Annotated in this window: 15 protein-coding genes and 4 pseudogenes; 6 read left to right on the top strand and 13 right to left on the bottom strand. The window is 61.4% G+C overall.

Annotation, left to right across the window (positions count from 1 at the left end; all coding sequences use genetic code 11):
• Window positions 1-224: 224 nt before the first annotated feature.
• Window positions 225-1,571 carry a DEAD/DEAH box helicase gene (locus ACZ5M5_RS07900; RefSeq protein WP_060738709.1) on the bottom strand — a complete coding sequence of 449 codons (1,347 nt, stop codon included), beginning with the start codon at window positions 1,569-1,571 and terminating at the stop codon, window positions 225-227.
• Window positions 1,572-1,764: 193 nt separating this feature from the next.
• On the opposite strand from ACZ5M5_RS07900, the gene ACZ5M5_RS07895 reads away from it, so the two are divergent.
• Window positions 1,765-3,063 carry a mechanosensitive ion channel family protein gene (locus ACZ5M5_RS07895; protein ID WP_060738710.1) on the top strand — a complete coding sequence of 433 codons (1,299 nt, stop codon included), beginning with the start codon at window positions 1,765-1,767 and terminating at the stop codon, window positions 3,061-3,063.
• A 112-nt stretch (window positions 3,064-3,175) separates the two neighbouring features.
• Here the strand turns inward: ACZ5M5_RS07895 and ACZ5M5_RS07890 are convergent, their stop codons facing one another.
• The 3 genes and pseudogenes from ACZ5M5_RS07890 to ACZ5M5_RS07880 all read right to left on the bottom strand — a co-directional run bounded on the left by ACZ5M5_RS07890 (window position 3,176) and on the right by ACZ5M5_RS07880 (window position 5,487).
• Window positions 3,176-4,042, bottom strand: a complete 867-nt coding sequence (locus ACZ5M5_RS07890; protein ID WP_103309823.1) for a carboxylate/amino acid/amine transporter — start codon at window positions 4,040-4,042, stop codon at window positions 3,176-3,178.
• Between the two features lie 381 nt (window positions 4,043-4,423).
• Window positions 4,424-5,022: pseudogene (locus ACZ5M5_RS07885) on the bottom strand (FMN-dependent NADH-azoreductase).
• Window positions 5,023-5,172: 150 nt separating this feature from the next.
• Window positions 5,173-5,487 carry a hypothetical protein gene (locus tag ACZ5M5_RS07880; protein ID WP_060738712.1) on the bottom strand — a complete coding sequence of 105 codons (315 nt, stop codon included), beginning with the start codon at window positions 5,485-5,487 and terminating at the stop codon, window positions 5,173-5,175.
• Between the two features lie 50 nt (window positions 5,488-5,537).
• Between ACZ5M5_RS07880 and ACZ5M5_RS07875 the strand changes: the two genes are divergently transcribed.
• From ACZ5M5_RS07875 to ACZ5M5_RS07860, 4 genes and pseudogenes are all read left to right on the top strand, one after another.
• A complete protein-coding gene (locus tag ACZ5M5_RS07875) occupies window positions 5,538-6,461 on the top strand; it encodes a LysR family transcriptional regulator (RefSeq protein ID WP_060738713.1) in 924 nt (307 codons plus the stop codon).
• Between the two features lie 14 nt (window positions 6,462-6,475).
• Window positions 6,476-7,279, top strand: coding sequence for an alpha/beta fold hydrolase (locus ACZ5M5_RS07870; RefSeq protein ID WP_464738858.1), 804 nt, complete (start codon window positions 6,476-6,478; stop codon window positions 7,277-7,279).
• A gap of 4 nt (window positions 7,280-7,283) precedes the next feature.
• Window positions 7,284-7,846, top strand: a pseudogene (locus ACZ5M5_RS07865) (peptidylprolyl isomerase).
• Window positions 7,847-7,930: 84 nt separating this feature from the next.
• Window positions 7,931-9,763, top strand: coding sequence for an ABC transporter ATP-binding protein (locus tag ACZ5M5_RS07860; RefSeq protein WP_060738716.1), 1,833 nt, complete (start codon window positions 7,931-7,933; stop codon window positions 9,761-9,763).
• Window positions 9,764-9,902: 139 nt separating this feature from the next.
• On the opposite strand, the gene ACZ5M5_RS07855 is transcribed toward ACZ5M5_RS07860, so the two are convergent.
• The 7 genes and pseudogenes from ACZ5M5_RS07855 to aceK all read right to left on the bottom strand — a co-directional run bounded on the left by ACZ5M5_RS07855 (window position 9,903) and on the right by aceK (window position 21,113).
• Window positions 9,903-11,027, bottom strand: a complete 1,125-nt coding sequence (locus ACZ5M5_RS07855) for a GNAT family N-acetyltransferase (protein ID WP_464738857.1) — start codon at window positions 11,025-11,027, stop codon at window positions 9,903-9,905.
• A gap of 141 nt (window positions 11,028-11,168) precedes the next feature.
• Window positions 11,169-12,479, bottom strand: a complete 1,311-nt coding sequence (locus tag ACZ5M5_RS07850) for an OprO/OprP family phosphate-selective porin (protein ID WP_192263427.1) — start codon at window positions 12,477-12,479, stop codon at window positions 11,169-11,171.
• A gap of 288 nt (window positions 12,480-12,767) precedes the next feature.
• Complete coding sequence (locus ACZ5M5_RS07845; RefSeq protein WP_103310148.1) at window positions 12,768-13,004, bottom strand: anti-sigma factor family protein; 237 nt, start codon at window positions 13,002-13,004, stop codon at window positions 12,768-12,770.
• Window positions 12,998-13,609, bottom strand: coding sequence for an RNA polymerase sigma factor (locus tag ACZ5M5_RS07840; protein ID WP_060738720.1), 612 nt, complete (start codon window positions 13,607-13,609; stop codon window positions 12,998-13,000). The genes ACZ5M5_RS07845 and ACZ5M5_RS07840 overlap by 7 nt, the downstream gene beginning before the upstream one ends.
• Before the next feature lie 192 nt (window positions 13,610-13,801).
• Window positions 13,802-14,923: a beta-ketoacyl-ACP synthase III gene (locus ACZ5M5_RS07835; RefSeq protein ID WP_192263426.1), complete on the bottom strand. Its 1,122-nt coding sequence runs from the start codon at window positions 14,921-14,923 to the stop codon at window positions 13,802-13,804.
• A gap of 328 nt (window positions 14,924-15,251) precedes the next feature.
• The gene (gene hrpA, locus ACZ5M5_RS07830; RefSeq protein ID WP_464738856.1) at window positions 15,252-19,163 is read right to left on the bottom strand and encodes an ATP-dependent RNA helicase HrpA; all 3,912 of its coding nucleotides are present in this window, start codon (window positions 19,161-19,163) and stop codon (window positions 15,252-15,254) included.
• A 229-nt stretch (window positions 19,164-19,392) separates the two neighbouring features.
• Window positions 19,393-21,113 (bottom strand): annotated as a pseudogene (gene aceK, locus ACZ5M5_RS07825) (bifunctional isocitrate dehydrogenase kinase/phosphatase).
• 130 nt (window positions 21,114-21,243) lie between these two features.
• On the opposite strand from aceK, the pseudogene ACZ5M5_RS07820 reads away from it, so the two are divergent.
• Window positions 21,244-22,151: pseudogene (locus ACZ5M5_RS07820) on the top strand (DMT family transporter).
• 201 nt (window positions 22,152-22,352) lie between these two features.
• Here the strand turns inward: ACZ5M5_RS07820 and ACZ5M5_RS07815 are convergent.
• Together ACZ5M5_RS07815 and ACZ5M5_RS07810 are read right to left on the bottom strand one after the other, a co-directional pair.
• A complete protein-coding gene (locus ACZ5M5_RS07815; RefSeq protein WP_060738725.1) occupies window positions 22,353-23,216 on the bottom strand; it encodes a DMT family transporter in 864 nt (287 codons plus the stop codon).
• A gap of 339 nt (window positions 23,217-23,555) precedes the next feature.
• Complete coding sequence (locus tag ACZ5M5_RS07810) at window positions 23,556-24,494, bottom strand: aspartyl/asparaginyl beta-hydroxylase domain-containing protein (RefSeq protein WP_464738855.1); 939 nt, start codon at window positions 24,492-24,494, stop codon at window positions 23,556-23,558.
• Window positions 24,495-24,725: the final 231 nt, after the last annotated feature.

Genomic DNA, 24,725 nt, shown 5'->3' with positions numbered 1-24,725 from the left:
CCGAGCACAGCCTGCTTTTGTGGCGAGGGTACATTCGTGGGAGCAAGGCTTGCCCGCGATGAAGGCGATGCGGTCTTTCAGAAATCGAGGCGTCTGTGTCGCGAGCAAGCTTTGCTCCCACAAATCCCCCTCGCCACAGGGGTCTGCGCCAAGCTTGGATTTTAGTTTCACCCATAAAAAAACCGGACCCAAGGTCCGGTTTTTCATGAAGCACTACCGCGGCTTCACTCAGCCGCAGGCGCTTCCGGCTTGCGGCGCTTGAGCGGGGCCATGCCGTCCTTGCTGACCAGCGACGGGGCGTCGGTCTTCGGGCGGTTGGCGGTCTTGCGCTTGGTCGGGGCCTTGGCGCCGGTTTTCTTCTTGTCGCCCTTGGCGTCGACCTTTTTCTTCTTCACGCCAACGGCCTTGCCCGAGGCCTTGACCTTTTTCGGTCCGCCGTAGGTGCCTTTGACTTCCTTGATGGTGCGGCGCTCGAAGCTCTGCTTGAGGTAGCGCTCGATGCTCGACATCAGGTTCCAGTCGCCGTGGCAGATCAGCGAGATCGCCAGGCCATCGTTACCGGCGCGGCCGGTGCGACCGATGCGGTGCACGTACTCGTCGCCGCTGCGAGGCATGTCGAAGTTGATGACCATGTCCAGGCCATCCACGTCCAGGCCGCGGGCAGCGACGTCGGTGGCGACGAGGATTTTCACGCCGCCCTGCTTGAGGCGGTCGATGGCCAGCTTGCGGTCCTTCTGGTCTTTCTCGCCGTGCAGCACGAACGCCTTGTATTCCTGGGCCACCAGGCGACCGTAGATGCGGTCGGCCATGGCCCGGGTGTTGGTGAACACGATGGCTTTTTCGTAAGTCTCGTTGGCCAGCAACCAGTTGACGATCTGTTCTTTGTGCTGGTTGTGGTCGGCGGTGATGATCTGCTGGCGGGTGGTGGAGTTCAGCTGGCTGACCGCGTTGAGCTGCAAGTGCTCGGGGTTGTTCAGCACCTTGGCGATCATCTCGCGCAAGCCCGAACCGCCGGTGGTGGCGGAGAACAGCATGGTCTGCTGGCGATTGACGCATTCGTCCACCAGGCGCTGCACGTCTTCGGCAAAGCCCATGTCGAGCATGCGGTCGGCCTCGTCCAGCACCAGCACTTCGACTTCCTTAAGGTCGAGGTTGCCAGCGTTCAACTGCTCGATCATCCGCCCCGGCGTGCCGATCAGGATGTCCGGCACCTTGCGCAGCATCGCAGCCTGGACCTTGAAATCTTCGCCGCCGGTGATCAGGCCGGACTTGATGAAGGTGAATTGCGAGAAACGCTCCACTTCCTTCAAGGTCTGCTGGGCCAGTTCGCGGGTCGGCAGCAGGATCAGAGTCTTGATGCTGACGCGGACCTTGGCCGGGCCGATCAGGCGGTTGAGGATCGGCAGCACGAACGCGGCGGTCTTGCCGCTGCCGGTCTGCGCCGTCACCCGCAGGTCACGCCCCTGGAGCGCGAGCGGAATAGCCGCTGCCTGCACCGGCGTTGGCTCGACAAATTTAAGCTCGGCCACGGCTTTGAGCAGGCGTTCGTGCAGGGCGAATTGGGAAAACACGGGTGCTACCTCGAAGAAATGCAAAAAAACAGCTGCATAGGGTAACGGTTTCGAGCGCGAAGGCCGAGTTTCTTTATACAAACGGCGGTAAATCAGTGCATTTTTATAAGCCGATTTGTCATCAACGGTCACTTGAACGGGCTTAAATGCTCTAATCGCCCCGTCGCGTCTTTATAGAAGAACCGTTTCGTCCATGGACATCAAACAACTCTGGGTCAACATCCAAGACCTCTGGGGTGCCCTTGACCAGCACCCGCTCCTGCACTCCAGCCTCGCCCTGATGTTGCTGCTGGTCATCGCCCTGGTGCTGGGACGGGTGGCGCGCTACCTGATCCTGCACGCGGCCAAACTGCTCGGGCGCCAACCGGCCCTGCACTGGGTCAACGACCTGCGCCAGAACAAGGTTTTCCATCGCCTGGCGCAGATGACGCCGTCACTGATCATCCAGTTCGGCCTGCACCTGGTGCCGGAACTGAGCAAGACCAGCATGATTTTCCTGGGCAACGTCGCCCTGGCGTTCACCATCCTGTTCATGGTGCTGAGCCTCAGTGCCCTGCTCAGCGCCCTGCTGGACGTGTACGCCCGCACCGAACATGCGCGTACCCGCTCGATCAAGGGCTACGTGCAACTGACGAAGATGGTGCTGTATGTGTTTGGCGCGATCATCATCGTCGCCACGCTGATCGACCGTTCGCCGTTGTTGCTGCTGTCGGGCCTGGGTGCGATGTCGGCAGTGATCCTGTTGGTCTACAAGGACACCCTGCTGTCATTCGTTGCCAGCGTGCAATTGACCAGCAATGACATGCTGCGGGTCGGCGACTGGATCGAGATGCCCCAGGTCGGCGCCGACGGTGATGTGGTGGATATCACGCTGCACACGGTCAAGGTGCAGAACTTCGACAAGACCATCGTCTCGATCCCGACCTGGCGACTGATGTCCGAGTCGTTCAAGAACTGGCGCGGCATGCAGCAGTCCGGTGGGCGACGGATCAAGCGCAGCCTGTTCATCGACGCCAGCGGCGTGCGCTTCCTGCATGACGAGGAAGAACAGCGCCTGACCCAGGTGCGCCTGCTGACCGACTACATCGGCCGCAAGCAGGCCGAGCTCAAGGCCTGGAACGAAGCCCAGGGCAACGTCGCGGCCATGTCGGCCAACCGTCGACGGATGACCAACCTGGGCACCTTCCGCGCCTACGCCCTGGCCTATTTGAAGAGCCACCCGGAGATCCAGCCGAACATGACCTGCATGGTCCGGCAGATGCAGACCACCGCCCAGGGCATCCCGCTGGAAATCTACTGCTTCACCCGCACCACGGCGTGGGCGGATTACGAGCGCATCCAGGGGGATATTTTCGATTACCTGCTGGCGGTGATGCCGGAGTTCGGGTTGAACCTGTACCAGCAGCCCAGCGGCATGGACTTGCGCTCGGGATTGTTGCCGGCGGTGCTAGGGGCGAGCCACCTGCCGGAGCCGCAGAAGCAGGTGATCTGAAACCACCACAGATCCCCTGTGGGAGCGAGCTTGCTCGCGATGACGGTGTATCAGAAACATAGATGCTGACTGACACTCCGCCATCGCGAGCAAGCTCGCTCCCACAAGGGGATCAGGGTGAAGGCTGAGGCTGGCGGATCCCCAACCGACTGATCCACACCGCCGCCAATATCACCGACCCACCCAGCAGCAATCGCCCCAACGCCTCGTGCTGGTTCCAGATCAGCAGGTTCACCAGCAGCCCCACCGGCACGTGCAGGTTGTTCATCACCGCCAGCGTCCCGCCGTTGACCAGGCAGGCGCCTTTGTTCCACCAGTACAACCCCAGCGCGGTGGAAACCAGGCCGAGGAACACCAGCACGCCCCATTGCAACGGCGCTTCTGGCCAGAAATTGGCCTTGCCGAACAGCAGGAATGCCGGCAACGCCACCATCAGCGCGCCGAGATAGAAATAGCCGAAACGCCGGTAGTGCGGCAGGTCGCTCGGATGACGGGCCACCAGGTGTTTGTAGAGCACCTGCCCGGCCGCGTAGGTGAAGTTGGCCAGTTGCAGCAGCAAGAAGCCCATGAAGAAATCCGGGTTGATCCGGTCGTAGCGAATCACCGCCGCACCGGCCACGGCCACCAGCGCCGCGATCAACGCCCAGGGATTGAAGCGGCGGTTCAGCGCATCCTCGATCAAGGTCACGTGCAGGGGCGTAAGGATGGTGAACAGCAGCACCTCGGGCACCGTCAATACTCGGAAGCTCAGGTACAGGCAGACGTAGGTCACGCCGAACTGCAAGGCACCGATCAACAGCATGCCGCGCATGAACGACGGCTCCACCTGACGCCAGCGGGTCAGCGGAATGAACACCAGCCCGGCCAACAGGACCCGTACCAGTACAGCGAAGTAACTGTCCACATGCCCGGCCAGGTACTCGCCGATCAGGCTGAAGGAAAATGCCTGGATCAATGTCACAAAAAGTAGATAGCCCATACGCCCCTCGTTTCGGATGGCGGCGAAGATAGCGGTTTTGAGCTTTGGGGGCGAGTTCACTCGCTCCCACATGGGGCGGTGTGGTGAGCACAGTCTCGCGGTCACCGCCAAACCCTGTGGGAGCTGAGCTTGCTCGCGATGGCGGTGGGTAAGAGACATAGCAGCTGACTGATACTCCGCTATCGCGAGCAAGCTCGCTCCCACAGGATCATTCAGCGGCCAGTAAATCGCGGGCAAAAAAAAGCCCGATCTCGCTAAAGCGTTCAATCGGGCTGATGCACTCAGGAGCAATAAGTGCAAAGGGAGGTTCGATGCGCAAAACGGTTTGAAGGGAAGCGCCAGGTCACTAGACCACCTGGCGATTACCCGAGGATTAACGGATCAGGCGACCTGGGACAATTTGGCGTTGGCCTGATTCAAACCCTTCTCCTGGAACTCGCCACCCAGGTTCATGCCTTCGGCATGGATGAAGGTCACGTCGTGGATGCCGATGAAGCCCATGACTTGGCGCAGGTAGGGTTCCTGATGGTCGGTGCTGCCACCGGCGTGAATGCCGCCCCGGGCGGTGAGCACGAAGGCGCGCTTGTCGGCCAGCAGGCCCTGGGGACCGGTGGGGTGTATTTGAACGTCACGCCGGCACGCAGCACATGGTCGAGCCACGCCTTCAAAGTGCTGGGAATGGCGAAGTTGTACATCGGTGCAGCCATCACCAGGACGTCGGCGGCCAGCAGTTCATCGGTCAGTTGGTTCGAGCGTTCCAGCGAGGCGTTTTCAATGTCGTTGCGCTGCTCGACAGGCTTCATCCAGCCGCCCAGCAGATTGGCATCCAGGTGCGGCACCGGGTTGATGGCCAGGTCGCGGACAGTGATGTCGTCGGCCGGGTGCGCAGCTTTCCACTGGCTGATGAAAGTCTGGGTCAGTTGACGGGAAACCGAGTCTTGCTGGCGGGCACTGCTTTCGATGATCAGAACGCGGGACATGGCTTGTAGGCTCCATCTGAGAATGTTGTCAGTCGATGGAGTGAAGGTTAAACGTGAGCATATCGATGAAAAAGCGCAAATAACTGCTGTAATGCATCGATATTTTCGTTTATAAGCGGAGCAGGCATGATCACTTGCCCCGCTGCCGGACTATTTCGGCTGACAGGTCAGCTTGATGCGCAGCTTGATGATGTTGCGGTTGAACTTGGCCGTGGCGTTCTTGAACTTGCCGGCGGCGACTTCGATCTTGCGGGTGCGCGGTGCCTCGGGACCGTTGTTGAACACCACGGTGCAGGCCGCGTCGGTGCTGCCGTAGTTGTTGACCTGGATAGAGCCGATGTCGGCATCGGTGTCATAGGCGGTGTAGTCGATGCTCAGGCCGTTGAGGTGTTTCTCCACATCGATCGGGTAGGCAAACGCAGTCAGTGGCAGCAAGGCCAGCACCACACAACAGATTTTCTTCATTCGGCAGTCTCCACCAAGGGACCGCCAGCTTAGGACAAGAGGAGCCCGATATGAAAGCGCCCCGCGTGACCCTGGATCAATGGCGCACCCTGCAGGCAGTGGTCGACCACGGCGGTTTCGCCCAGGCCGCCGAAGTGCTGCATCGCTCCCAGTCATCCGTGAGCTACACCGTGGCCCGCATGCAGGACCAACTCGGTGTGCCGTTGCTGCGCATCGATGGACGCAAGGCCGTGTTGACCGAAGCCGGCGGGGTGCTGCTGCGCCGCTCGCGGCAACTGGTGAAACAGGCCAGCCAACTGGAAGACCTGGCCCACCACATGGAGCAAGGCTGGGAAGCGGAAGTGCGCCTGGTGGTCGACGCGGCCTACCCCAACGCCCGCCTCGTTCGCGCCTTGACCGCTTTCATGCCGCAAAGCCGTGGCTGCCGGGTGCGGCTGCGCGAAGAAGTGTTGTCGGGTGTCGAAGAAGTGCTGCTCGAAGGCGTGGCCGACCTGGCCATCAGCGGCTTCAGCATTCCCGGTTACCTGGGTGCGGAGTTGAGCGACGTGGAGTTCATCGCGGTGGCCCATCCCGAGCATGCCCTGCACCGTCTCAATCGCGAGCTGAACTTCCAGGACCTGGAAAGCCAGTTGCAAGTGGTCATCCGCGACTCCGGCCGCCAGCAGCCTCGCGACGTCGGTTGGCTCGGCGCCGAACAGCGCTGGACCGTGGGCAGCCTGGCCACCGCCGCGAGTTTTGTCGGCAGCGGCCTGGGCTTCGCCTGGCTGCCCCGGCACATGATCGAACGGGAACTCAAGGAAGGCGTGCTCAAGCGTCTACCCTTGGAACAGGGAGGTAGCCGCAACTCGACCTTCTATCTTTTCTCGAACAAGGAAAAACCCCTGGGCCCGGCCACGCAAATCCTGATCGAATTGCTGCGCACCTTCGACACCGCGCCGCTGGATGCGCCGTTCGCCGCCCCTGAACAAGCCTGACAAGGATTTCGCCGATGGCCTATTTTGCACACGAAGGTTGCGACCTGCACTACGAGGAATACGGCCACGGCACGCCTTTGGTGCTGGTCCATGGGCTGGGCTCCAGCACCCGCGACTGGGAAAAGCAGATCCCGGCATTGTCCGCCCGCTACCGCCTGATCGTGATGGATGTACGCGGTCATGGCCGCTCCGACAAACCCCGCGAGCGCTACAGCATCGAAGGTTTCAGTGCCGACCTGAGCGCCCTGATCGATCACCTGGACCTGGGCCCGGTGCATTTGGTGGGCTGGTCCATGGGCGGCATGATCTGTTTCCAATTGGCGGTGGATGAGCCCGAACGGGTCAGGAGCCTGTGCATCGTCAACAGTGCTCCCGAAGTCAAAGTCCGCACGCCCGATGATTGCTGGCAATGGTTCAAGCGCTGGAGCCTGATGCGCCTGCTCAGCCTGGAAACCATCGGCAAGGCCCTGGGCGCCAAGCTGTTTCCCAAGCCCGAGCAAACCGAGTTACGCCTGGAAATGGCCCGGCGCTGGGCAAAGAACGACAAACGTGCTTATCTCGCCAGCTTCGATGCAATCGTGGGGTGGGGCGTTCAGGAACGACTTTCACAGGTCGCCTGTCCAACCCTCGTCATCTGCGCCGACCACGACTACACCCCGGTGGCGCTGAAAGAAGCCTATGTAAAGCGGCTGCCCAATGCACGTCTGGTGGTCATCGCCGATTCACGGCACGCTACCCCGCTGGATCAACCCGAACGCTTCAACCAAACCCTGCTCGACTTTTTGACCGCAACCGATTCCACCACTCAGGATCTCTGACCCCATGCTGAAAAAAATCGCCCTCGCCGCCGGCACCGCATTGTTTGCCGCCAACCTGATGGCCGCCACGCCCGCCAAGGCCCCCATGTATTGCTGGAAACCACCAACGGCCAGATCGAAATCGAACTGGACCCGGTCAAGGCCCCCATCAGTACCAAGAACTTCCTTGAGTACGTGGACAGTGGTTTCTACAACAACACGATTTTCCACCGCGTGATCCCGGGCTTCATGGCCCAGGGCGGCGGCTTTACCGCACAGATGCAACAGAAAGACACCAAGGCACCGATCAAGAACGAAGCCAGCAATGGCCTGCACAACGTTCGCGGCACCTTGTCGATGGCGCGCACGTCCAACCCGGACTCGGCCACCAGCCAGTTCTTCATCAACGTGGCCGACAACGCCTTCCTCGATCCGGGCCGTGACGCCGGCTACGCAGTGTTCGCCAAGGTGGTCAAGGGCATGGACGTGGTGGACATCATCGTCAACTCCCAGACCACCACCAAGCAAGGCATGCAAAACGTGCCGATCGACCCTGTGCTCATCAAGTCGGCCAAGCGCATCGACTGAAGCGGCACACGGCAAGCCTGGGCGGCGCGGTCATCCCGCACCGCCCATTAGCAAAAAGGAGAGCCCCTGCCAGGGCATTTACAGATGGTTTTTCGCCGCTTCGAAACACTGATCGACATCTTCCGCGACGCCCCGAGCTCGGCCCCGCCGAACCGCGTCCTGCCCTTCTACACCTATTATCTGAAACAGGTCTGGCCCAGCTTCGTGGTGCTGCTGGTGGTGGGCCTGATCGGCGCGCTGATCGAAGTGGCGCTGTTCAGCTACCTGAGCCGCATCATCGACCTGACCCAAGGCACGCCCAATGTGGACTTCTTCAAGGTCCATGGCCTGGAGCTGGCCTGGATGGCCGTGGTGGCGCTGGTCTTCCGGCCGATCTTCGTGGCCCTGCATGACCTGCTGGTGCACCAGACCCTGAGCCCCGGCATGACCAGCCTGATCCGCTGGCAGAACCACAGCTACGTGCTCAAGCAGAGCCTGAATTTCTTCCAGAACGATTTCGCCGGGCGCATCGCCCAGCGCATCATGCAAACCGGCAACTCCCTGCGCGACTCGGCGGTCCAGGCAGTGGATGCCCTGTGGCACGTGCTGATCTACGCCGTCAGTTCCCTGGTGCTGTTCGCCGAAGCCGACTGGCGCCTGATGATCCCGCTGCTGATGTGGATTGCCGCCTACATTGGCGCACTCTGCTATTTCGTGCCACGGGTCAAGGAGCGCTCGGTGGTGTCGTCCGATGCCCGCTCCAAACTCATGGGACGGATCGTCGACGGCTACACCAACATCACCACCCTGAAGCTGTTCGCCCATACCAATTTCGAACAGCAATACGCCCGCGAAGCCATCCAGGAGCAGACCGAAAAAGCCCAGTTGGCTGGCCGCGTGGTGACCAGCATGGACGTGGTCATCACCAGCATGAACGGGCTGCTGATCGTCGGCACCACCGCGCTGGCCCTGTGGCTCTGGACCCAGTCGCTGATCAGCGTGGGCGCCATTGCCCTGGCGACCGGGCTGGTGATCCGCATCGTCAACATGTCCGGTTGGATCATGTGGGTGGTCAACGGCATCTTCGAAAACATCGGCATGGTCCAGGACGGCCTGCAGACCATCGCCCAGCCGGTCAGCGTCACCGACCGCGACCAGGCCAAGCCCCTGGCGGTGGCCCGGGGCGAAGTGCGTTTCGAGCATGTGGACTTCCACTATGGCAAGAAAAGCGGGGTCATCGGCGACCTCAACCTGACCATCGAGCCTGGCGAGAAAATCGGCCTGATCGGCCCGTCCGGCGCGGGTAAATCCACCTTGGTGAACCTGCTGCTGCGCCTCTATGACGTGCAAGGCGGGCACATCCTCATCGACGGCCAGGACATCGCCGAAGTCGGCCAGGAAAGCCTGCGCGAACGCATCGGCATGATCACCCAAGACACCTCGCTGCTGCATCGCTCGATTCGCGACAACCTGCTCTACGGCAAACCCGACGCCACCGATGCGCAACTCTGGGAAGCCGTGCACAAGGCCCGGGCCGATGAATTCATCCCATTGCTGTCGGACGCCGAAGGCCGCACCGGCTTCGATGCCCATGTGGGTGAGCGCGGGGTGAAACTGTCCGGCGGCCAGCGCCAGCGCATCGCTATCGCACGCGTGCTGCTCAAGGACGCACCGATTCTGATCATGGACGAAGCGACGTCAGCACTGGACTCGGAAGTCGAAGCCGCGATCCAGGAAAGCCTCGAGACCCTGATGCAAGGCAAGACGGTGATCGCCATCGCCCACCGCCTCTCCACCATCGCCCGGATGGACCGATTGGTGGTGCTGGAAAATGGCCGCATCGCCGAAACCGGCAGCCATACCGAATTGCTCGCCCACGGTGGGTTGTATGCGCGGCTGTGGCAGCATCAGACGGGTGGGTTCGTGGGGATCGATTGAATAGATCAAACAGTCCGCAGCACTGGGCTGTGGGAGCAAAGCTTGCTCGCGAAACAGGCGACTCGATCTATAAAGGATTGCGCCGACCTCATCGCGAGCAAGCTTTGCTCCCACGGGGTTTGGTATCAGCCTTGGGATATCAACCCTGCCGATATGGCAGTGCCGTCCTGGCCTCTTCGGCGTACGCCAGAACCCCCTCCTGCTCGCGCACGAGAAAATCCGCCACCGCCGCTTTCAACCCCGGATGACGCAAGTAATGCCATGAGCGGGTAATCACTGGCTCGAACCCGCGAATCAACTTGTGCTCACCCTGGGCGCCGGCATCGAAGCGCTGCAAGCCATGGGCAATCGCGTAGTCCATGCCTTGATAGAAACAGGTCTCGAAGTGCAGCCGGTCGAACTCCGCCAGGCAGCCCCAGTACCGTCCATAGAAACTGTCGCCGCCCACCAGGCTGAACGCCATCGCCACCGGCCGTGAACCTTGCTTGGCCAGCACCACACGAATGGCCTCGGGCATGCGTTCGGCCAGCAGGCTGAAGAATGTCCGGGTCAAGTAGGGCGCCTGCCGTCGTATCGCGTAGGTGTTGGCGTAACAGGCGTAGACAAAATCCCACTGTGCCTCGTCCAACTGATGACCTTCGAGCCAGTCGAACGCGATGCCCTGCCCCGCCACTTGTTCGCGCTCCTTGCGCATCTGCTTGCGCTTGCGGGAACTGAGGGCATCGAGAAAATCCTGGAAGTCGCGATAACCGCGATTTTGCCAGTGATACTGGCAGCCGATCCGCTGCAGCCAGCCTTCTTGCCCGGCAAGTGCCGCGTCGGTGAAGGCATCGGTGAAGTTGATGTGGGCACTGGAAAGCCCTTCGATTTCCAGGTATCCGGGCACGCTGTCCAGCAACGCCAGACCGTCCTCCACCCGCGCCGCCAACAGTCGCGGACCACTGACCGGGCTGAACGGTACCGCCGTCAACAGCTTGGGGTAGTAATCGATGCCGGCGCGGGCGCAAGCGTCGGCCCAGCCGTGGTCGAACACGTATTCACCGTAGGAATGCCACTTGCGGTAACTGGGCAAGGCCGCCAACAGCTGACCGTTTTCAATGTGCAACAAATGCTCGGCTTGCCAACCGGATTGCGGACCCAGGCTGGCGCTGTCTTCCAGGGTGCCGAGGAAGGCATGGCGCAGGAAAGGCTGGTTGGCGGGCACCAACGCGTCCCACTCGTGCGGCGCGATGGCGGACAGGCTGTCCAAGACGTGAAGCGGCATGCGATTCCTCGAGAGCCAGACGACGGATGAAGCGAGTATCGCCGATCCTGACCGAGCGCACATAAAAAAACCCCGCCAGGGGCGGGGTTGAAAAGGAGCATTAACGGATGAAGAAAAAGCTCTGTATCAAGTCAGCGCGATTCAGAACACGTACTGGGCACGGACAACAAAACCGTCGCCATCGTCATCGCCATTGGCGTTGGTGACTTTGTCGGTCTTGGCCTTGACGTAGGCACCGGTGATTTTCACCGCTTCGTTGGCGTACCAGTTCACGCCCAGGTTGTGCACCTTGGCTTCGGCATCGCCCACTTCACGGGTCGCCGAGGCAGTGGTGATGTTGTCGTCTTCGACGGTCATGCTGTCGAAGCGGTAGAACACTTCCCAGGCGCCGATGGATTTGTTCTGAGGCTTGATCGCGTCAAATTTGCCGACCTTATAGCCACGGGACTCACCGGTGATGGTGTAGGCACCCTGGACGTAGAAGCCGTGGCCTTTGAGGTCTTCGAAGGCGTCGCTGTCAGCCTTGGTCTTGCGGGAGATGTATTCACCCTGGATCGACGCTGGACCCATGGCGAAAGCGGCTTCCAGGCCAAAGGCGGTGTCAGTGTCGTACGAGCCGGCCGGCGAGTTATTGGCGCCGCCCAGGACCGGACGGTTGCCGTTGGGACCGGCATCGTTGCCACCCAGGGTTTCAACGCCACGCATGCCCAGGCGGGAGCGATAACGTGCATCGAACGCGGTGTCCGAAACGTCACGGGAGGCTACGTTCAGACCGAAGTGCAGCACGTTGCCAGCTTCGTGCATCGGAGCGAAGACGAAGCGACCGTTGACTTGCTTGACGCTGTCGCCGTCGGTGTCGTCGGTGTCCTTGCTGAACACGCCGGCCGAGGCATAGAACGAATCGGCGAAGGTGCTGGAGGCCTGGATGCCCAGGCCGTTCTGGTGGCTGTTGGCCCAGTCGATCAGGTCGTAGGCAGCGTTACGCTCGGGCGCGGTCACCCACTTGGAGCTGGTGGCTTTTTCCAGGCCGAAGTCGGGGTCGAAGCGACCGACCTTGATCGACACGGGCTTGAAGCCGTTGTAGGCCAGGGACGCTTCGTCAAAGTAGCCGTTGTCGGAATCGCCACTGTTGTGGGCGAAATCGTAATTGATGGTGTAGGCCCAATCCGTGTACAGCACGCCGGACAGTTCCAGGAAGCCGCGACGGATGTAAGCGGCATCGGCCGATTTGCCGTTGTCGGTGTAGATACCGTCGAACTGGCTGTAGTCAGCCTGCAAACGACCACCGAGCTTGAAGCTGAACTCTTTGTCAGTGGTAGCGACCTCAAGGCCGCCCTTGGTTTTGACCACGATATCGGCGCCATCGGTGGTGACGGTGCCGGCGAAAGCCTGGGCGGTTACTGCCATTGCCAGTGCGCTGGCGGCAACACCTGCGAAGTGCTTACGGATCATCGAAGAATTCCCCTGTTGGTAGTCTATGCGTTAGAAAACACGCGGAACTGGGCCCGCTGGTGTTGGGAGGGGATGTTGGCGACCGGTTGTGTCAGGCGAGTTGCTATCACATAAAGATTTTATGACAACGGAACTTTTTACTTCGAATGGGAATAACCAGCACAACGGCAAGCCCCTTGTGGGAGCGAGCTTGCTCGCGATGGCGGCGTATCAGGCAACAAATCTTTCACTGACATACCGCCATCGCGAGCGAGCTCGCTCCCACAAGGGTGGGTGGTTTCTCCGGGGTCAGCGGATGTTTTTGCGACGCTCGGCGGCGAGTTTCTCGGCGAGCTGGTCCAGGTCGGGGATCGGGGGTTGCGGCAGTTTTTTGAGGGTCGCCTGCATCAGGCGCATCTGGCGGATGAAGCGTCGGCAATTGGGGCAGAACATCAGGTGATGACGCACCATCAGGCGCTCACGAAAGCTCAATTGTCCATCGAGATAATCGCTGGAGCGCGCCACTTGTTCCTTGCAGGTCAGCATTCGCCGGTTTCCTCGAAATGTTCAACAGTCGCGAAGACCTTCAGTCGGGCACGATGCAACAGCACACGGACATTGGAGAGCGAGATACCCAACAGATTACAGATTTCGTCCAACTCCAGGTCTTGCTGTTCCCGCAGGGTCAGTACGCTGCCTTGCAGCTCCGACAGGCTGAGCAACGTGTGCTCCAGGCAATCACGCAATTCACTCATCGTGAGCAACGCTTCGGGCGTGTCCTGGTGCCAGGCGAACGGCGCCAGCAGCCAATGGCCGTCCGCGGCGAAACGGTCATCGCCGAGAGTGCCGTGGGGGGCCGGGAGGTCATCGAGCAGCACTTCCCGGCGGTTCTGCTTGTAGCGCCCCTTGGCGGCGTTGGCCGTGATGGTCAACAGCCAGGTCTTGAGGCTGGAACGCCCCTGGAAACCACTGAGATTGCGCACCACGGACAACCAGGCGTCCTGCACCACTTCGTCGACATGGCGACTGCCGACAATGGCATAGGCCACGGCACGCATCGGGCTCTGGTAGGCGCTGACCAGTTCCCTGTAGGCCTGCTGCTCACCCGCCAGGAGGCGTTGGAGCAGAAGGGTGTCGTCGGTGACCGTCATTCAACACCCCATTGCCTGGAAGGACTGATGATTTTTCTGTGGCGAGGGAGCTTGCTCCCGCTCGGTTGCGCAGCAACCGCAAAATCCTGGGGCCGCTGCGCAGCCCAGCGGGAGCAAGCTCCCTCGCCACAAAAGCTGAACCAACCCAGATAGAAACTGAAAAGGCACAGATCAAAGCTGAGCCAGACCAGATCAATGCTTACGCAAAATCACGCTGCCAATCGAATAACCGGCACCGAAGGAGCTGAGGACGGCAACCGAGCCGCTGGGCAGGTCATCCTGGTATTTGTGGAATGCAATCACCGAACCGGCCGAACTGGTGTTGGCGTAGCGGTCGAGGATCACGGGGGCTTCCGCCTCGGTGGCTTCGCGTCCCAGCAATTTGCGCACGATCAGGTGGTTCATGCTCAAGTTGGCCTGGTGCAGCCAGAAGCGTTTCACGTCGCCAACGTTCAGCTGGTTTTCTTCCAGGTGGGTACCGATCAGTTCGGCCACCATCGGGCAAACGTCGCGGAACACCTTGCGGCCTTCCTGGACGAACAGCTTGTCGCGACTGCCGATGCCCTCTTCTGCGGCGCGGTTGAGGAAACCGAAATTGTTGCGGATGTTATTGGAGAACTTGGTGAGCAGCTTGGTGCTGACCACGTCGAACTGGTACGGCGAGGTCGCCAGGTCCGCCCGCTCGATGATCACGGCAGTGGCCGCGTCGCCGAAGATGAAGTGGCTATCGCGGTCGCGGAAGTTCAAGTGGCCGGTGCACACTTCCGGGTTGACCATCAGGATCGCCCGGGCCTGACCCAGTTGCACACTGTTGGCCGCGGCCTGGATACCGAAGGTCGCCGAGGAACAGGCCACGTTCATGTCGAAACCGAAACCTTCGATGCCCAGGGCTTCCTGGACTTCGATGGCGATGGCCGGGTAGGCACGCTGCAGGTTGGAACAGGCGACGATGACCCCGTCGATGTCGGCGACCGTGCGCCCGGCCCGCTCCAGGGCCTGTTTCGCAGCGCCGATGGCCATTTCGCAGAGCACCGACCACTCGTCGTTGGAGCGCTCGGGCAGGCGTGGGGTCATGCGTTGCGGATCGAGAATGCCGTCCTTGTCCATGACAAAGCGGCTCTTGATGCCCGAGGCCTTTTCGATGAACGCGGCGTTGGATTCGGTCAATGCCTCGACTTCACCCCGCTCGATGGCATCGGCGTTGTCGGCGTTGAATTGCGCGACATAGGTATTGAAAGATTGCACCAGCTCTTCGTTGGAGATGCTGTTGGCCGGGGTGTACAGGCCGGTGCCGCTGATGACGACGTTATGCATGGGTCGTGTCTCTGATCTGTTCAGGCAGAAAGTATTGGCACCGACGTACCAATACACAAAGGGACTTTTCCCATCCGGGGAAGCAGCCCTGGCATCGCTTTATTCCGGATCCGCCCGAGGCCTTGAAGCTCAAAACCACGGGACCGGCATTTATAGGCGCGAAGTTTGCCATAAACGCGGGGGTTTGGCCCATTCTCCCTGACTTACGACACAAAACCTGTGGGAGCGAGCTTGCTCGCGATAGCGGTGGTTCAGCCTGCATTGATGTTGACTGATCAACCGCTATCGCGAGCAAGCTCGCTCCCACAAGGGTTTGGTGGCTTGGCCATCAACCCTCCACCAGCCCCCACTGCTTGCCCAGGCGCTTGTCGGAAATCGGCACTTTGGTACCCAGTTGCTGGGCGAACAACGACACTCGGTATTCCTCCAGCCACCAACGGTACAACTCCAGTTGCGGGTCGCGCTTGCCTTCCTGGGCGTGTTTGCTGGCGCGGGCCTGGTATTGGGCCCAGAGGTTCGACAGTTCGCCGCTCCAGACCCGGTCTTTCTGCACCTGGCTGCCCAGCTTCTCGAAGCGTTGCTCGATGGCCTTGAGGTAGCGCGGCAGCTCCTTGAGCCACTGATGCGGGGTTTCCCGCACGAAGCCCGGGTACACCAGGTGACTGAGCTGCTGCTTGATGTCGTTCAGCGCCACGGCCTGGGCCAGGTCGATCTTGCCCTTGAAGCGTTTTTGCAAGCCATGCCAGAGCTTGAGGATGTCCAGGGTCAGCTTTGCCAGGCGTTCGGCGTGTTCGGTCCAGCCGCCGCGCTTGCGCTCGGCCAGGGCAGCCAAGGCGGCGCCGTCGCGGGGCAGGCTCGCTTCACCTTCGAGCACACAGCTGTCGAGGCTGGCGAGCAGGATATCTTCCACCAGGCCGTCGATGCGCCCCAAGTCGCGGTACAGCAGGCCCAGCTCCGTCAGCCCCGGCAGCTTGCCACGCAGGAACTTGGCCGATTCGGCCAATTGCTGCATGAGCAAACGCTGCAAGGCGCGGCGATGCTGGAATTCGGCTTCGGCCGGGGTCGGGAAACGCCCTTCCTTGACCACGCCGCCCTCTTCCACCAGCGCCGGATAGACCGTCATCGACAGCCCGGCGATCTTCTGCTGGGTTTTCTCGGCCACCGGCGCGAAGACCTTCGCCTCCACCGGTGCCTGGCTTTTTGCCGTTTGCGGCACGGCCAAGGCCGCCTGGCTGGCCTCGGCAAAGCGTGCTGTCAGCTCGGCCAGGTCGCGGCCCTCGCCGAGGAACTTGCCCTGGCCGTCAACGATTTCCAGGTTCATGCGCAGATGGCTTTCCACCTGCTGGGCCGCTTCGGCCCAGGCTTCGTCGCTGACCCGCGCCCCGGTCATGCGCAGCAGCTCACGGCCCAGGGACTGCGGCAACGAGCCCTCGGCGAAGGTGATACGTTGCAGCGCCGCCTTGACGAAGTCCGGTACCGGCACGAAGTTCTTGCGCAAGGCCTTGGGCAGGTTGCGCACCAGGGCGATGCACTTGGCCTCGATCATCCCCGGCACTAGCCATTCCAGGCGTTCCGGCGGCAGCATCGGCAACAACGGCGCCGGCACACGCAAGGTCACGCCGTCGCGGGGATGGTTGGGCTCGAAGTGATAGCTCAGCGGCAAGGTCAGGTCACCGACGCGCAAGGTGTCGGGGTACTGCGTGGCGGTGACCTCGCTGGCCTCGCGGGCCAACACGTCTTCCTCGCGCATGATCAGCAATTGCGGGTCTTTCTGGCTGTTGATCCGGTACCAGCTGTCGAACGTCGCGGTCTGGTGGATCTCGGCCGGCAAACGGGCGTCGTAGAACGCGAACAGGGTTTCCTCGTCCGCCAGGATGTCGCGGCGGCGGGCCTTGGCTTCCAGTTCGTCGAGCTGCTCCAGCAAGCGGGTATTGGCGCCCAGGCATTTGGCCTTGGACTGGATTTCGCCGCGCACCAGCGCCTCGCGGATGAACAGCTCACGGGACACCACCGGGTCCACTGGACCGTAGTGCACCGGCCGCCGACCGACGACGATGAGCCCGAACAAGGTGATCTGCTCATAGGCCACCACTTGCCCGCGCTTCTTCTCCCAATGGGGTTCGAAGTGGTTTTTCTTGATCAGGTGCCCGGCCAGCGGCTCGATCCAGTCCGGCTCGATCTTGGCCACCATGCGCGCGTACAACTTGGTGGTTTCCACCAGTTCGGCGGTCATCAGCCACTGCGGACGCTTCTTGCCCAGGCCCGACGACGGATGAATCCAGAAGCGCCGCTGACGGGCACCGAGGTAATCACCGTCTTCGGTTTTCTGGCCGATCTGACTGAGCAGGCCCGAGAGCACCGCTTTGTGCAGCTTCGGGTAGTCGGCCGGGTCCTTGTTGAGGCTCAACTGCATGTCGCGGCAGATCAGGCTCAACTGGCGATGGGAATCGCGCCACTCGCGCAGGCGCAGGTAATTGAGGAAGTTCTTGCGACACCAGTTGCGCAGCGGACTGGCAGTCAAGGCCTGGCGCTGCTCTTCGAAACCGCGCCACAGGTTGACCAGCCCGGCGAAGTCCGAATCCGGATCCTTCCACTGGGCGTGGGCCTGGTCGGCCGCCTGTTGGCGCTCCGGCGGACGCTCGCGCGGGTCCTGGATCGACATGGCACTGGCGACGATCAGCACTTCCTGCAAGCTGCCCAGCTTCGCCGCTTCCAGCAGCATGCGGCCCATGCGCGGGTCCACCGGCAAGCGCGCCAACTGCCGACCGAGCGGGGTCAGCTGACTGTTGCGGTCCACCGCCGAGAGCTCTTGCAGCAGGTTGAAACCGTCGCTGATGGCCTTGCCGTCCGGCGGCTCGATGAACGGGAAGTCGGTGATTTCGCCGAGGCGCAGGTGCAGCATCTGCAGGATCACCGCCGCCAGGTTGGTGCGCAGGATCTCGGGATCGGTGAACTCCGGCCGCCCAAGAAAATCTTCCTCGCTGTACAACCGCACGCAAATCCCCGGCTCGACCCGCCCGCAACGGCCTTTGCGCTGGTTGGCGCTGGCCTGGGAAATAGCCTCGATGGGCAAGCGCTGGACCTTGGCCCGATAGCTGTAGCGGCTGATGCGCGCGGTACCGCTGTCGATCACGTAGCGGATACCCGGCACGGTCAGCGAGGTTTCGGCGACGTTGGTCGCCAGCACCACGCGACGGCCCGGGTGGGACTGGAAAATCCGCTGCTGTTCGGCCGGCGATAAACGCGCATACAGCGGCAGGATCTCGGTGTGCTTGAGCTGGGCCTTGCGCAGCATCTCCGCGGCGTCGCGAATCTCCCGCTCGCCCGGCAGGAACACCAGCACATCCCCGGGACTGCGGCGCTCGCTGCGCTCGTAGGCGGCGATTTCATCGAGGGTGGCAAGGATCGCCTGGTCGACGGTCAAGTCGTCCTCGACCCGGTTGCCCTCCTCGTCCTGCTCCAGGGTCAGCGGGCGATACCAGGTGTCCACCGGGAAGGTGCGGCCCGAGACTTCCACGATCGGCGCGTCATCGAAGTGCTTGGAGAAACGCTCCAGGTCGATGGTCGCCGAGGTGATGATCACTTTAAGGTCTGGGCGACGCGGCAGCAGGGTCTTGAGGTAGCCGAGCAGGAAGTCGATGTTCAGGCTGCGTTCATGGGCTTCGTCGACGATGATCGTGTCGTAGCGCTCGAGGTAGCGGTCGTTCTGGGTCTCGGCCAGCAGGATGCCGTCGGTCATCAGCTTGATCAGGGTGTTGGCGTCGCTCTGGTCCTCGAATCGCACCTGATACCCCACCAACGCCCCCAACGGCGTGGTCAGCTCTTCGGCGACACGGCTTGCGACGCTGCGGGCGGCGATCCGGCGCGGCTGGGTGTGGCCGATCAAGCCGTACTGGCCGCGACCGATTTCCAGGCAGATCTTCGGCAACTGTGTGGTTTTGCCCGACCCGGTTTCGCCGGCGATGATCAGCACCTGATGCTTGAGCAATGCCTCCTTGATTTCGTCGCGCTTGGCGGCGATCGGCAGATTGTCGTCATAGCGGATCACCGGCAGGCTGGCCTTGCGCGCCAGCACCTGGTCGCACGACGCCTGCATGCGCGTCACCCACTGGGCCAGCTTGGCCTCGTCGGGCGTCTTGCGCAGCTCGAGCAACTGGCGCCGCAACCGGTGACGGTCGGCGAGCATGGCGTGGTCGAGGTTTTTCAGCAGCTTGTCGATAGCGGGGGCTTGGTCAGTCATCAGGTACGCAAGGGTCGTCGGTTTGTGCAGGGGGCGGATTGTCGCAGATTTGCAGCCATTGCGCCGAACACGCAAAGCAGCCCAGCGCCACCCCCTTGTGGGAGCGAGCTTGCTCGCGATAGCGGTGGTTCAGCCTGCGTTGATGTCGACTGATACACCGCTATCGCGAGCAAGCTCGCTCCCACAGGGGATTTGCGTCAAGGCTGCTTGTGGCGAGGGAGCTTGGCGCTTATTCGTTGTCCAGGTCCTTGCGCCGATACGGGAACACATCGATCACCTTCCCCGCCCGGATCGCCTCTTGCAGGCTTTTCCAGTAGTCGGCGTTGTACAGCTCGCCGTGCAACTGGTCGAACAGCTTGCGCTGCCCGGCGTCGGCGAACAGGAACGGGGGGAATTCTTCGGGAAACACGTCCAGCGGCCCGATGGAATACCAGGGCTCGGAGGCCATTTCATCTTCCGGGGTACGGGGCTCGGGGATGTGGCGGAAATTGGCTTCGGTGAGGAAGCAGATTTCATCGTAGTCATAGAACACCACGCGACCGTGGCGGGTCACGCCGAAGTTCTTGAGCAGCATGTCGCCGGGGAAGATATTCGCCGCCGCCAGTTGCTTGATCGCCAGACCGTAGTCTTCCAGCGCCTCGCGCACCTGGTCCGGGTTGGCGTTTTCCAGGTAGAGGTTCAGGGGCGTCATCCGGCGTTCGGTCCAGCAGTGCCGGATCAGCACCGTCTCGCCTTCCACCGACACCGTGGACGGCGCCACTTCCAACAGTTCCTCCAGGCAGGCCGGCTCGAATTTGCTCAGGGGAAAGCGGAAATCGGCAAACTCCTGGGTATCGGCCATGCGCCCGACCCGATCGACGCTTTTCACCAGTCGGTACTTCTCGATCACCGTGGCCCGGTCGACGTTTTTCGACGGCGAGAAGCGGTCCTTGATGATCTTGAACACCGTGTTGAAGCCCGGCAGGGTGAACACGCTCATGACCATCCCGCGCACGCCGGGGCCATGATGAACTGGTCGTCGGTGTTCGCCAGGTGGTTGATCAGCGCCCGGTAGAACTCGGACTTGCCGTGCTTGTAGAAACCGATGGAGGTGTACAACTCGGCGATGTGCTTGCCCGGCAGGATGCGCTTGAGAAAGCCGATGAATTCCGCCGGCACCGGCACGTCCACCATGAAGTACGAGCGGGTGAACGAGAAGATGATCGACACCTGCGCCTCGTCGGTGATCAGCGCATCGATCTGGATACCCCGGCCCTCGCGGTGCAGCAGCGGGATCACCAGCGGCCATTGGTCGTCGCGGGTAAAGATCCGGCCCACCAGGTAGGCGCCCTTGTTGCGGTAGAGCACCGAGGAAAACAGCTCCACCGTCAGTTCCGGGTCCTTGCAGACCCAGTCCGGCAGGTTCTCGCGCAACTGCGCCTCGAGGCGCTGCAGGTCGCCTGGCAGGTCGCCGTAGTCCTCGCTGAACCGGTAATCGGCGAACACGCTGGCCAGCATCCGGTCCAACTGCCCCTGGGGCTTGTAGGTGCGGGTCTGGGCGGCACGGGCCCGGCGCAGGCTGGGGCGGGTGGTGTGGATGAACATGGTGCCGTCGCTGATCAGGTCGTGGCTGAACAGCCCGCAGAAGATCGAGTTGTACCAGGTTTCCGACAGTTCATCGTCGAAACGCAGGTCGATCAGGCTGATGTAGGCGCTTTTGACCAGCGGCCAGCAGCCCACATCCATCAGTGTTTCGTCATCGAAGGCCTTGTGCAGCCTGGCGACGGTTTCGAAGACTTTTTCTTCATACAAATTGATCCGCGCCGCCGACGCCGCTTGGGCCTCCAGCCACAGGGCCTGCTCGAACCGGGCGCGGGCGCCGTCGGTGATCTGCCGAAAATGCTCACGATAATCGTCGAAGCCGTCGAGGATCGAACGGGCGATTTCGAGGGCGGGCCATGGCTGCGGCATAGGGTAAACCTCGGCGGGTCATGCTTGTTATTGGCGACTGAGCTTAGAGGCCAATCACGCGCCAACGCAACCATTGCCATCGCTATGCAGGACGGCGACACTTGCCACCCCATCAAGGAAGGAGTGGCTCGTGAACCTCGTCGATATCCTGCGTTTACTGTCATTGGCCGCCATCTGGGGGCCAGCTTCCTGTTCATGCGCATCATCGCCCCTGTCATTGGCACCCTCCCCACTGCATTCTTTCGCGTGTCCATCGCCTTCGTCGGGCTGCTGGTGATCCTGGCCCTGATGCGCGTCGACTGGAATTTTCGCGGCAAGCTCAAAGTCGTGATGGTGCTGGGCCTGATCAACTCGGGCATTCCGGCCACGTTTTATTCGCTGGCGGCCCAGGTGCTGCCGGCCGGTTATTCGGCGATTTTCAATGCCACCACGCCATTGATGGGGGTATTGATCGGCGGCCTGTTCTTCAGCGAACAACTGACCCCGGCCAAGGTCAGCGGTGTCTTCCTCGGGCTGCTCGGCGTTGGCATCCTGACCCGCGCCGGCCCGGTGGCCTTCGACCTGCAACTGTTGATGGGCGCCCTCGCCTGCCTGCTGGCCACGACCTGCTATGGCTTTGCCGGTTTCCTCACCCGGCGCTGGCTCGATCACCAAGGAGGCCTGGACAGCCGCCTCTCGGCCCTGGGCAGCATGTTCGGTGCCACGGTGTTCTTGCTGCCGCTGTTTGGTTACAGCGTCATCAGCCAGCCGCCGGCCAGCTGGGGGGGCTGGAGCGTCTGGTTGTCACTGCTGGGTCTGGGACTGGTGTGCACCGCGCTGGCGTACATTCTTTACTTCCGCTTGCTCAGCTCCATCGGCCCGGTCAAATCCATGACCGTGACGTTCCTGATCCCGCCGTTCGGCGTGTTGTGGGGGGCGTTGCTGCTGGACGAGCCGTTGGGGATGGCGCATTTGTATGGCGGGGTGTTGATTGCGGCGGCGTTGTGGTTGGTGTTGAAACCTGGGGTGGTGAAACCGGCTGAAGCATCTGCCCGGTAATCCTTCGGTGTGGCTGAATAGGCCATCGCGGGCAAGCCTTGCTCCCACAAGGACTACATATGACCTGTGGGAGCAAAGCTGCTCCCACAAGGACTACATATGACCTGTGGGAGCAAAGCTGCTCCCACAAGGATTACACATGACCTGTGGGAGCAAAGCTTGCTCGCGATAGCGGTTGTTCAGTCAGCGAGCCTCTAAAGGTCAGCGACTCTTACGAAACACAAACACCAACCCCACGATGATCAGCACCATCCCCAGCAAGCTCAACAACGCCAGCCGGTTGCCGAACACCAGGTAGTCCATGATCGCCGTCACCGCCGGCACCAGGTAGAACAGGCTGGTGACATTCACCAGGTTGCCCCGAGCAATCAAACGGTACAGCAGCAACGTCGCCAGCACCGACACCACCAGCGCCATCCACAACACCGGCACGAAGAACCCCGTGCTGTATTCGAAGTGAAACGGCTGGAACGGCACGAACACCGCACACAACACCAACCCGGCCAGGTACTGCACCGGCAGCGTGCCCAGTGGGTTATCGGTGATGCGCTTCTGCATGATGGAACCGGCCGTCATGCTCACCAGTGCCAGCAACCCGCACACCATCCCAGCCAGGGACATGCCGGCCAGGCCGATGCCCTGGTACACCACCATGACCAACCCGACCAAGCCCAGCACCAGGCCGAACATCCGCGACCAGGAACGCTGACGTTCCATGAGCACCACGGTCAGGATCGGCTGCACGCCCATCAGCGTCGCCATCACTCCGGGGGTGACGTTCATCTGCAGGGCCAACAAATAGAAGATCTGATAGGCGCCCAGCAGCACCAGCCCGGTGGTCACCGCGTACAGCATCGGCTTGCCGGTCTTGGGCAGCTTGAACTTGAGCATGGGGATCAACAGCACCAACGCGAACAGCGCGATGGCAAAACGGATCAGCAAAAAAGCGAAGGGGGAAGCGTGGGCCAGGCCCAGCTTGGAAAAGATCGCCCCGCTGCTCCACAGCAAAACGAACAGGCTCGTGGAAGCTGCCGCCAATAAGGCGTTTTTGGAAAGGGAAAACATGGATACCACCTGTAGTCAGGCAAAAAGCCAACTCAGCCGAAGCTGAAGTCCAGTAGTTTTTTTCGGGCGGGCACAGGGGATGGCAACCGTTGCCGATCAGCCCTGAATGCCAACACCCGGCGGTGATACGACGGCGTACACCGATGAGCTACTGACAGGTGGGGGGTATTGACCGATCTGCGCAGGCTGCTGATTCCCACACGGCACGACGCCAGCGTTGAACGCTGGAACCACGACCGCGATGACAGGGGATGCAGGCATGAGCCGATCTCTTGAAGAGTGAGTTCGAAAACCCGAAGAGCGCTGACTATAACCAGCGCTCGATGGACTACGCAATGTTTAAACGAACAACCAATAGCCAAGCGCCGTCAGCACCGCCACCGCCAACACCGGCCGCATCACCCGGTAGGCCTTGGGATGCTTGCGTTTGAACTGCTTGACCTGGCCGCTGATGCCGTCACTGAACGACTTGCTCCAGGCATAGGCCCGGTTGATGCCGCCGACGTGTTCATCCTCCAGGTTCTGCGGCGCGGTGGCGCGGCCGAGGAACGCGCTGATGCTGCGGTTGAGGCGGGTCATCAGCCGGCTTTTCAGGGGCCGCTCGACATCGCAGAACAGGATTACGCGGGTCTGTGGGGTTTCGTTCTTGACCCAGTGCACATAGGTCTCATCGAACATGACGTCTTCGCCGTCGCGCCAGGCGTAGATCTGACCGTCGACGAAGATCCGGCAGTCATCGGAATTGGGCGTGGACAGCCCCAGGTGATAACGCAACGAACCGGCGAAGGGGTCTCGATGTGGATTCAGATGGCTGCCACCGGGCAACAGGGCAAACATCGCGCCCCGGATGTTGGGAATCCGACTGACCAGCTCGACCGTCCTGGGGCAGAGCAACTCGGCCGACGGCAGCGGTTTGTCGTACCACTTGAGGTAGAAACGCTTCCACCCTTTCTTGAAGAACGAGCCGAAACCGGCGTCGTTGTTCTTCTCGGCGGCACGAATGTAACCCTCGTCGAACAGGTGCATGGCCTCGTCGCGAATGACTTGCCAGTTGTCCTTGAGCACATCCAGTTCGGGGAATTTGCTGCGATCCAGGTAAGGCTTCGAGGGCACGCCGGAGAACAGGTACATCAAGGCGTTGTAGGGGGCGAACAGCGCCGAGTGGTTGACGAACTGGCGCAATACCGGCAAACGCGCCTTACCGCGCAGATGCACATACAGCGTGCTGCCCAGGAACAACAGCAACACCGAGGCCTTGGCGACAAACGAAACGGTCATTTATAACTCCTTGTCCAAAACAACTGACGCGACGCCTACTGCCCGACGTAGCCGAGGGCCATGTTAACCACTCCAGGCCCGGGTAAAAACCGTCTGACGCAACATTCTCTGTTGAGTGAAACGCAATAAACACTTTCTAACATGCGCCGCCTGAACCTTGGCTGACGCATCGAACAATCATTCAACCTACGATGGCGAGGGCTTTTTTGGCGAGGGAGCTTGCTCCCGCTG

The sequence above is a fragment of the Pseudomonas sp. Van50 genome, from assembly GCF_055390755.1.
The sequence above is the reverse complement of the archived record's forward strand: the minus strand, read 5'-3'. Positions and strand labels throughout refer to the sequence as shown.

Coding starts and splice junctions, on each gene's coding strand:
- ACZ5M5_RS07850 (WP_192263427.1), bottom strand. CDS start 12,479: ATGATCCGTAAGCACTTCGCAGGTGTTGCCGCCAGCGCACTGGCAATG.
- ACZ5M5_RS07870 (WP_464738858.1), top strand. CDS start 6,476: ATGGCCTATTTTGCACACGAAGGTTGCGACCTGCACTACGAGGAATAC.
- ACZ5M5_RS07895 (WP_060738710.1), top strand. CDS start 1,765: ATGGACATCAAACAACTCTGGGTCAACATCCAAGACCTCTGGGGTGCC.
- ACZ5M5_RS07880 (WP_060738712.1), bottom strand. CDS start 5,487: ATGAAGAAAATCTGTTGTGTGGTGCTGGCCTTGCTGCCACTGACTGCG.
- ACZ5M5_RS07840 (WP_060738720.1), bottom strand. CDS start 13,609: ATGACGGTCACCGACGACACCCTTCTGCTCCAACGCCTCCTGGCGGGT.
- ACZ5M5_RS07835 (WP_192263426.1), bottom strand. CDS start 14,923: ATGCATAACGTCGTCATCAGCGGCACCGGCCTGTACACCCCGGCCAAC.
- ACZ5M5_RS07890 (WP_103309823.1), bottom strand. CDS start 4,042: ATGGGCTATCTACTTTTTGTGACATTGATCCAGGCATTTTCCTTCAGC.
- ACZ5M5_RS07875 (WP_060738713.1), top strand. CDS start 5,538: ATGAAAGCGCCCCGCGTGACCCTGGATCAATGGCGCACCCTGCAGGCA.
- hrpA (WP_464738856.1), bottom strand. CDS start 19,163: ATGACTGACCAAGCCCCCGCTATCGACAAGCTGCTGAAAAACCTCGAC.
- ACZ5M5_RS07860 (WP_060738716.1), top strand. CDS start 7,931: ATGGTTTTTCGCCGCTTCGAAACACTGATCGACATCTTCCGCGACGCC.
- ACZ5M5_RS07845 (WP_103310148.1), bottom strand. CDS start 13,004: ATGCTGACCTGCAAGGAACAAGTGGCGCGCTCCAGCGATTATCTCGAT.
- ACZ5M5_RS07815 (WP_060738725.1), bottom strand. CDS start 23,216: ATGTTTTCCCTTTCCAAAAACGCCTTATTGGCGGCAGCTTCCACGAGC.
- ACZ5M5_RS07855 (WP_464738857.1), bottom strand. CDS start 11,027: ATGCCGCTTCACGTCTTGGACAGCCTGTCCGCCATCGCGCCGCACGAG.
- ACZ5M5_RS07810 (WP_464738855.1), bottom strand. CDS start 24,494: ATGACCGTTTCGTTTGTCGCCAAGGCCTCGGTGTTGCTGTTGTTCCTG.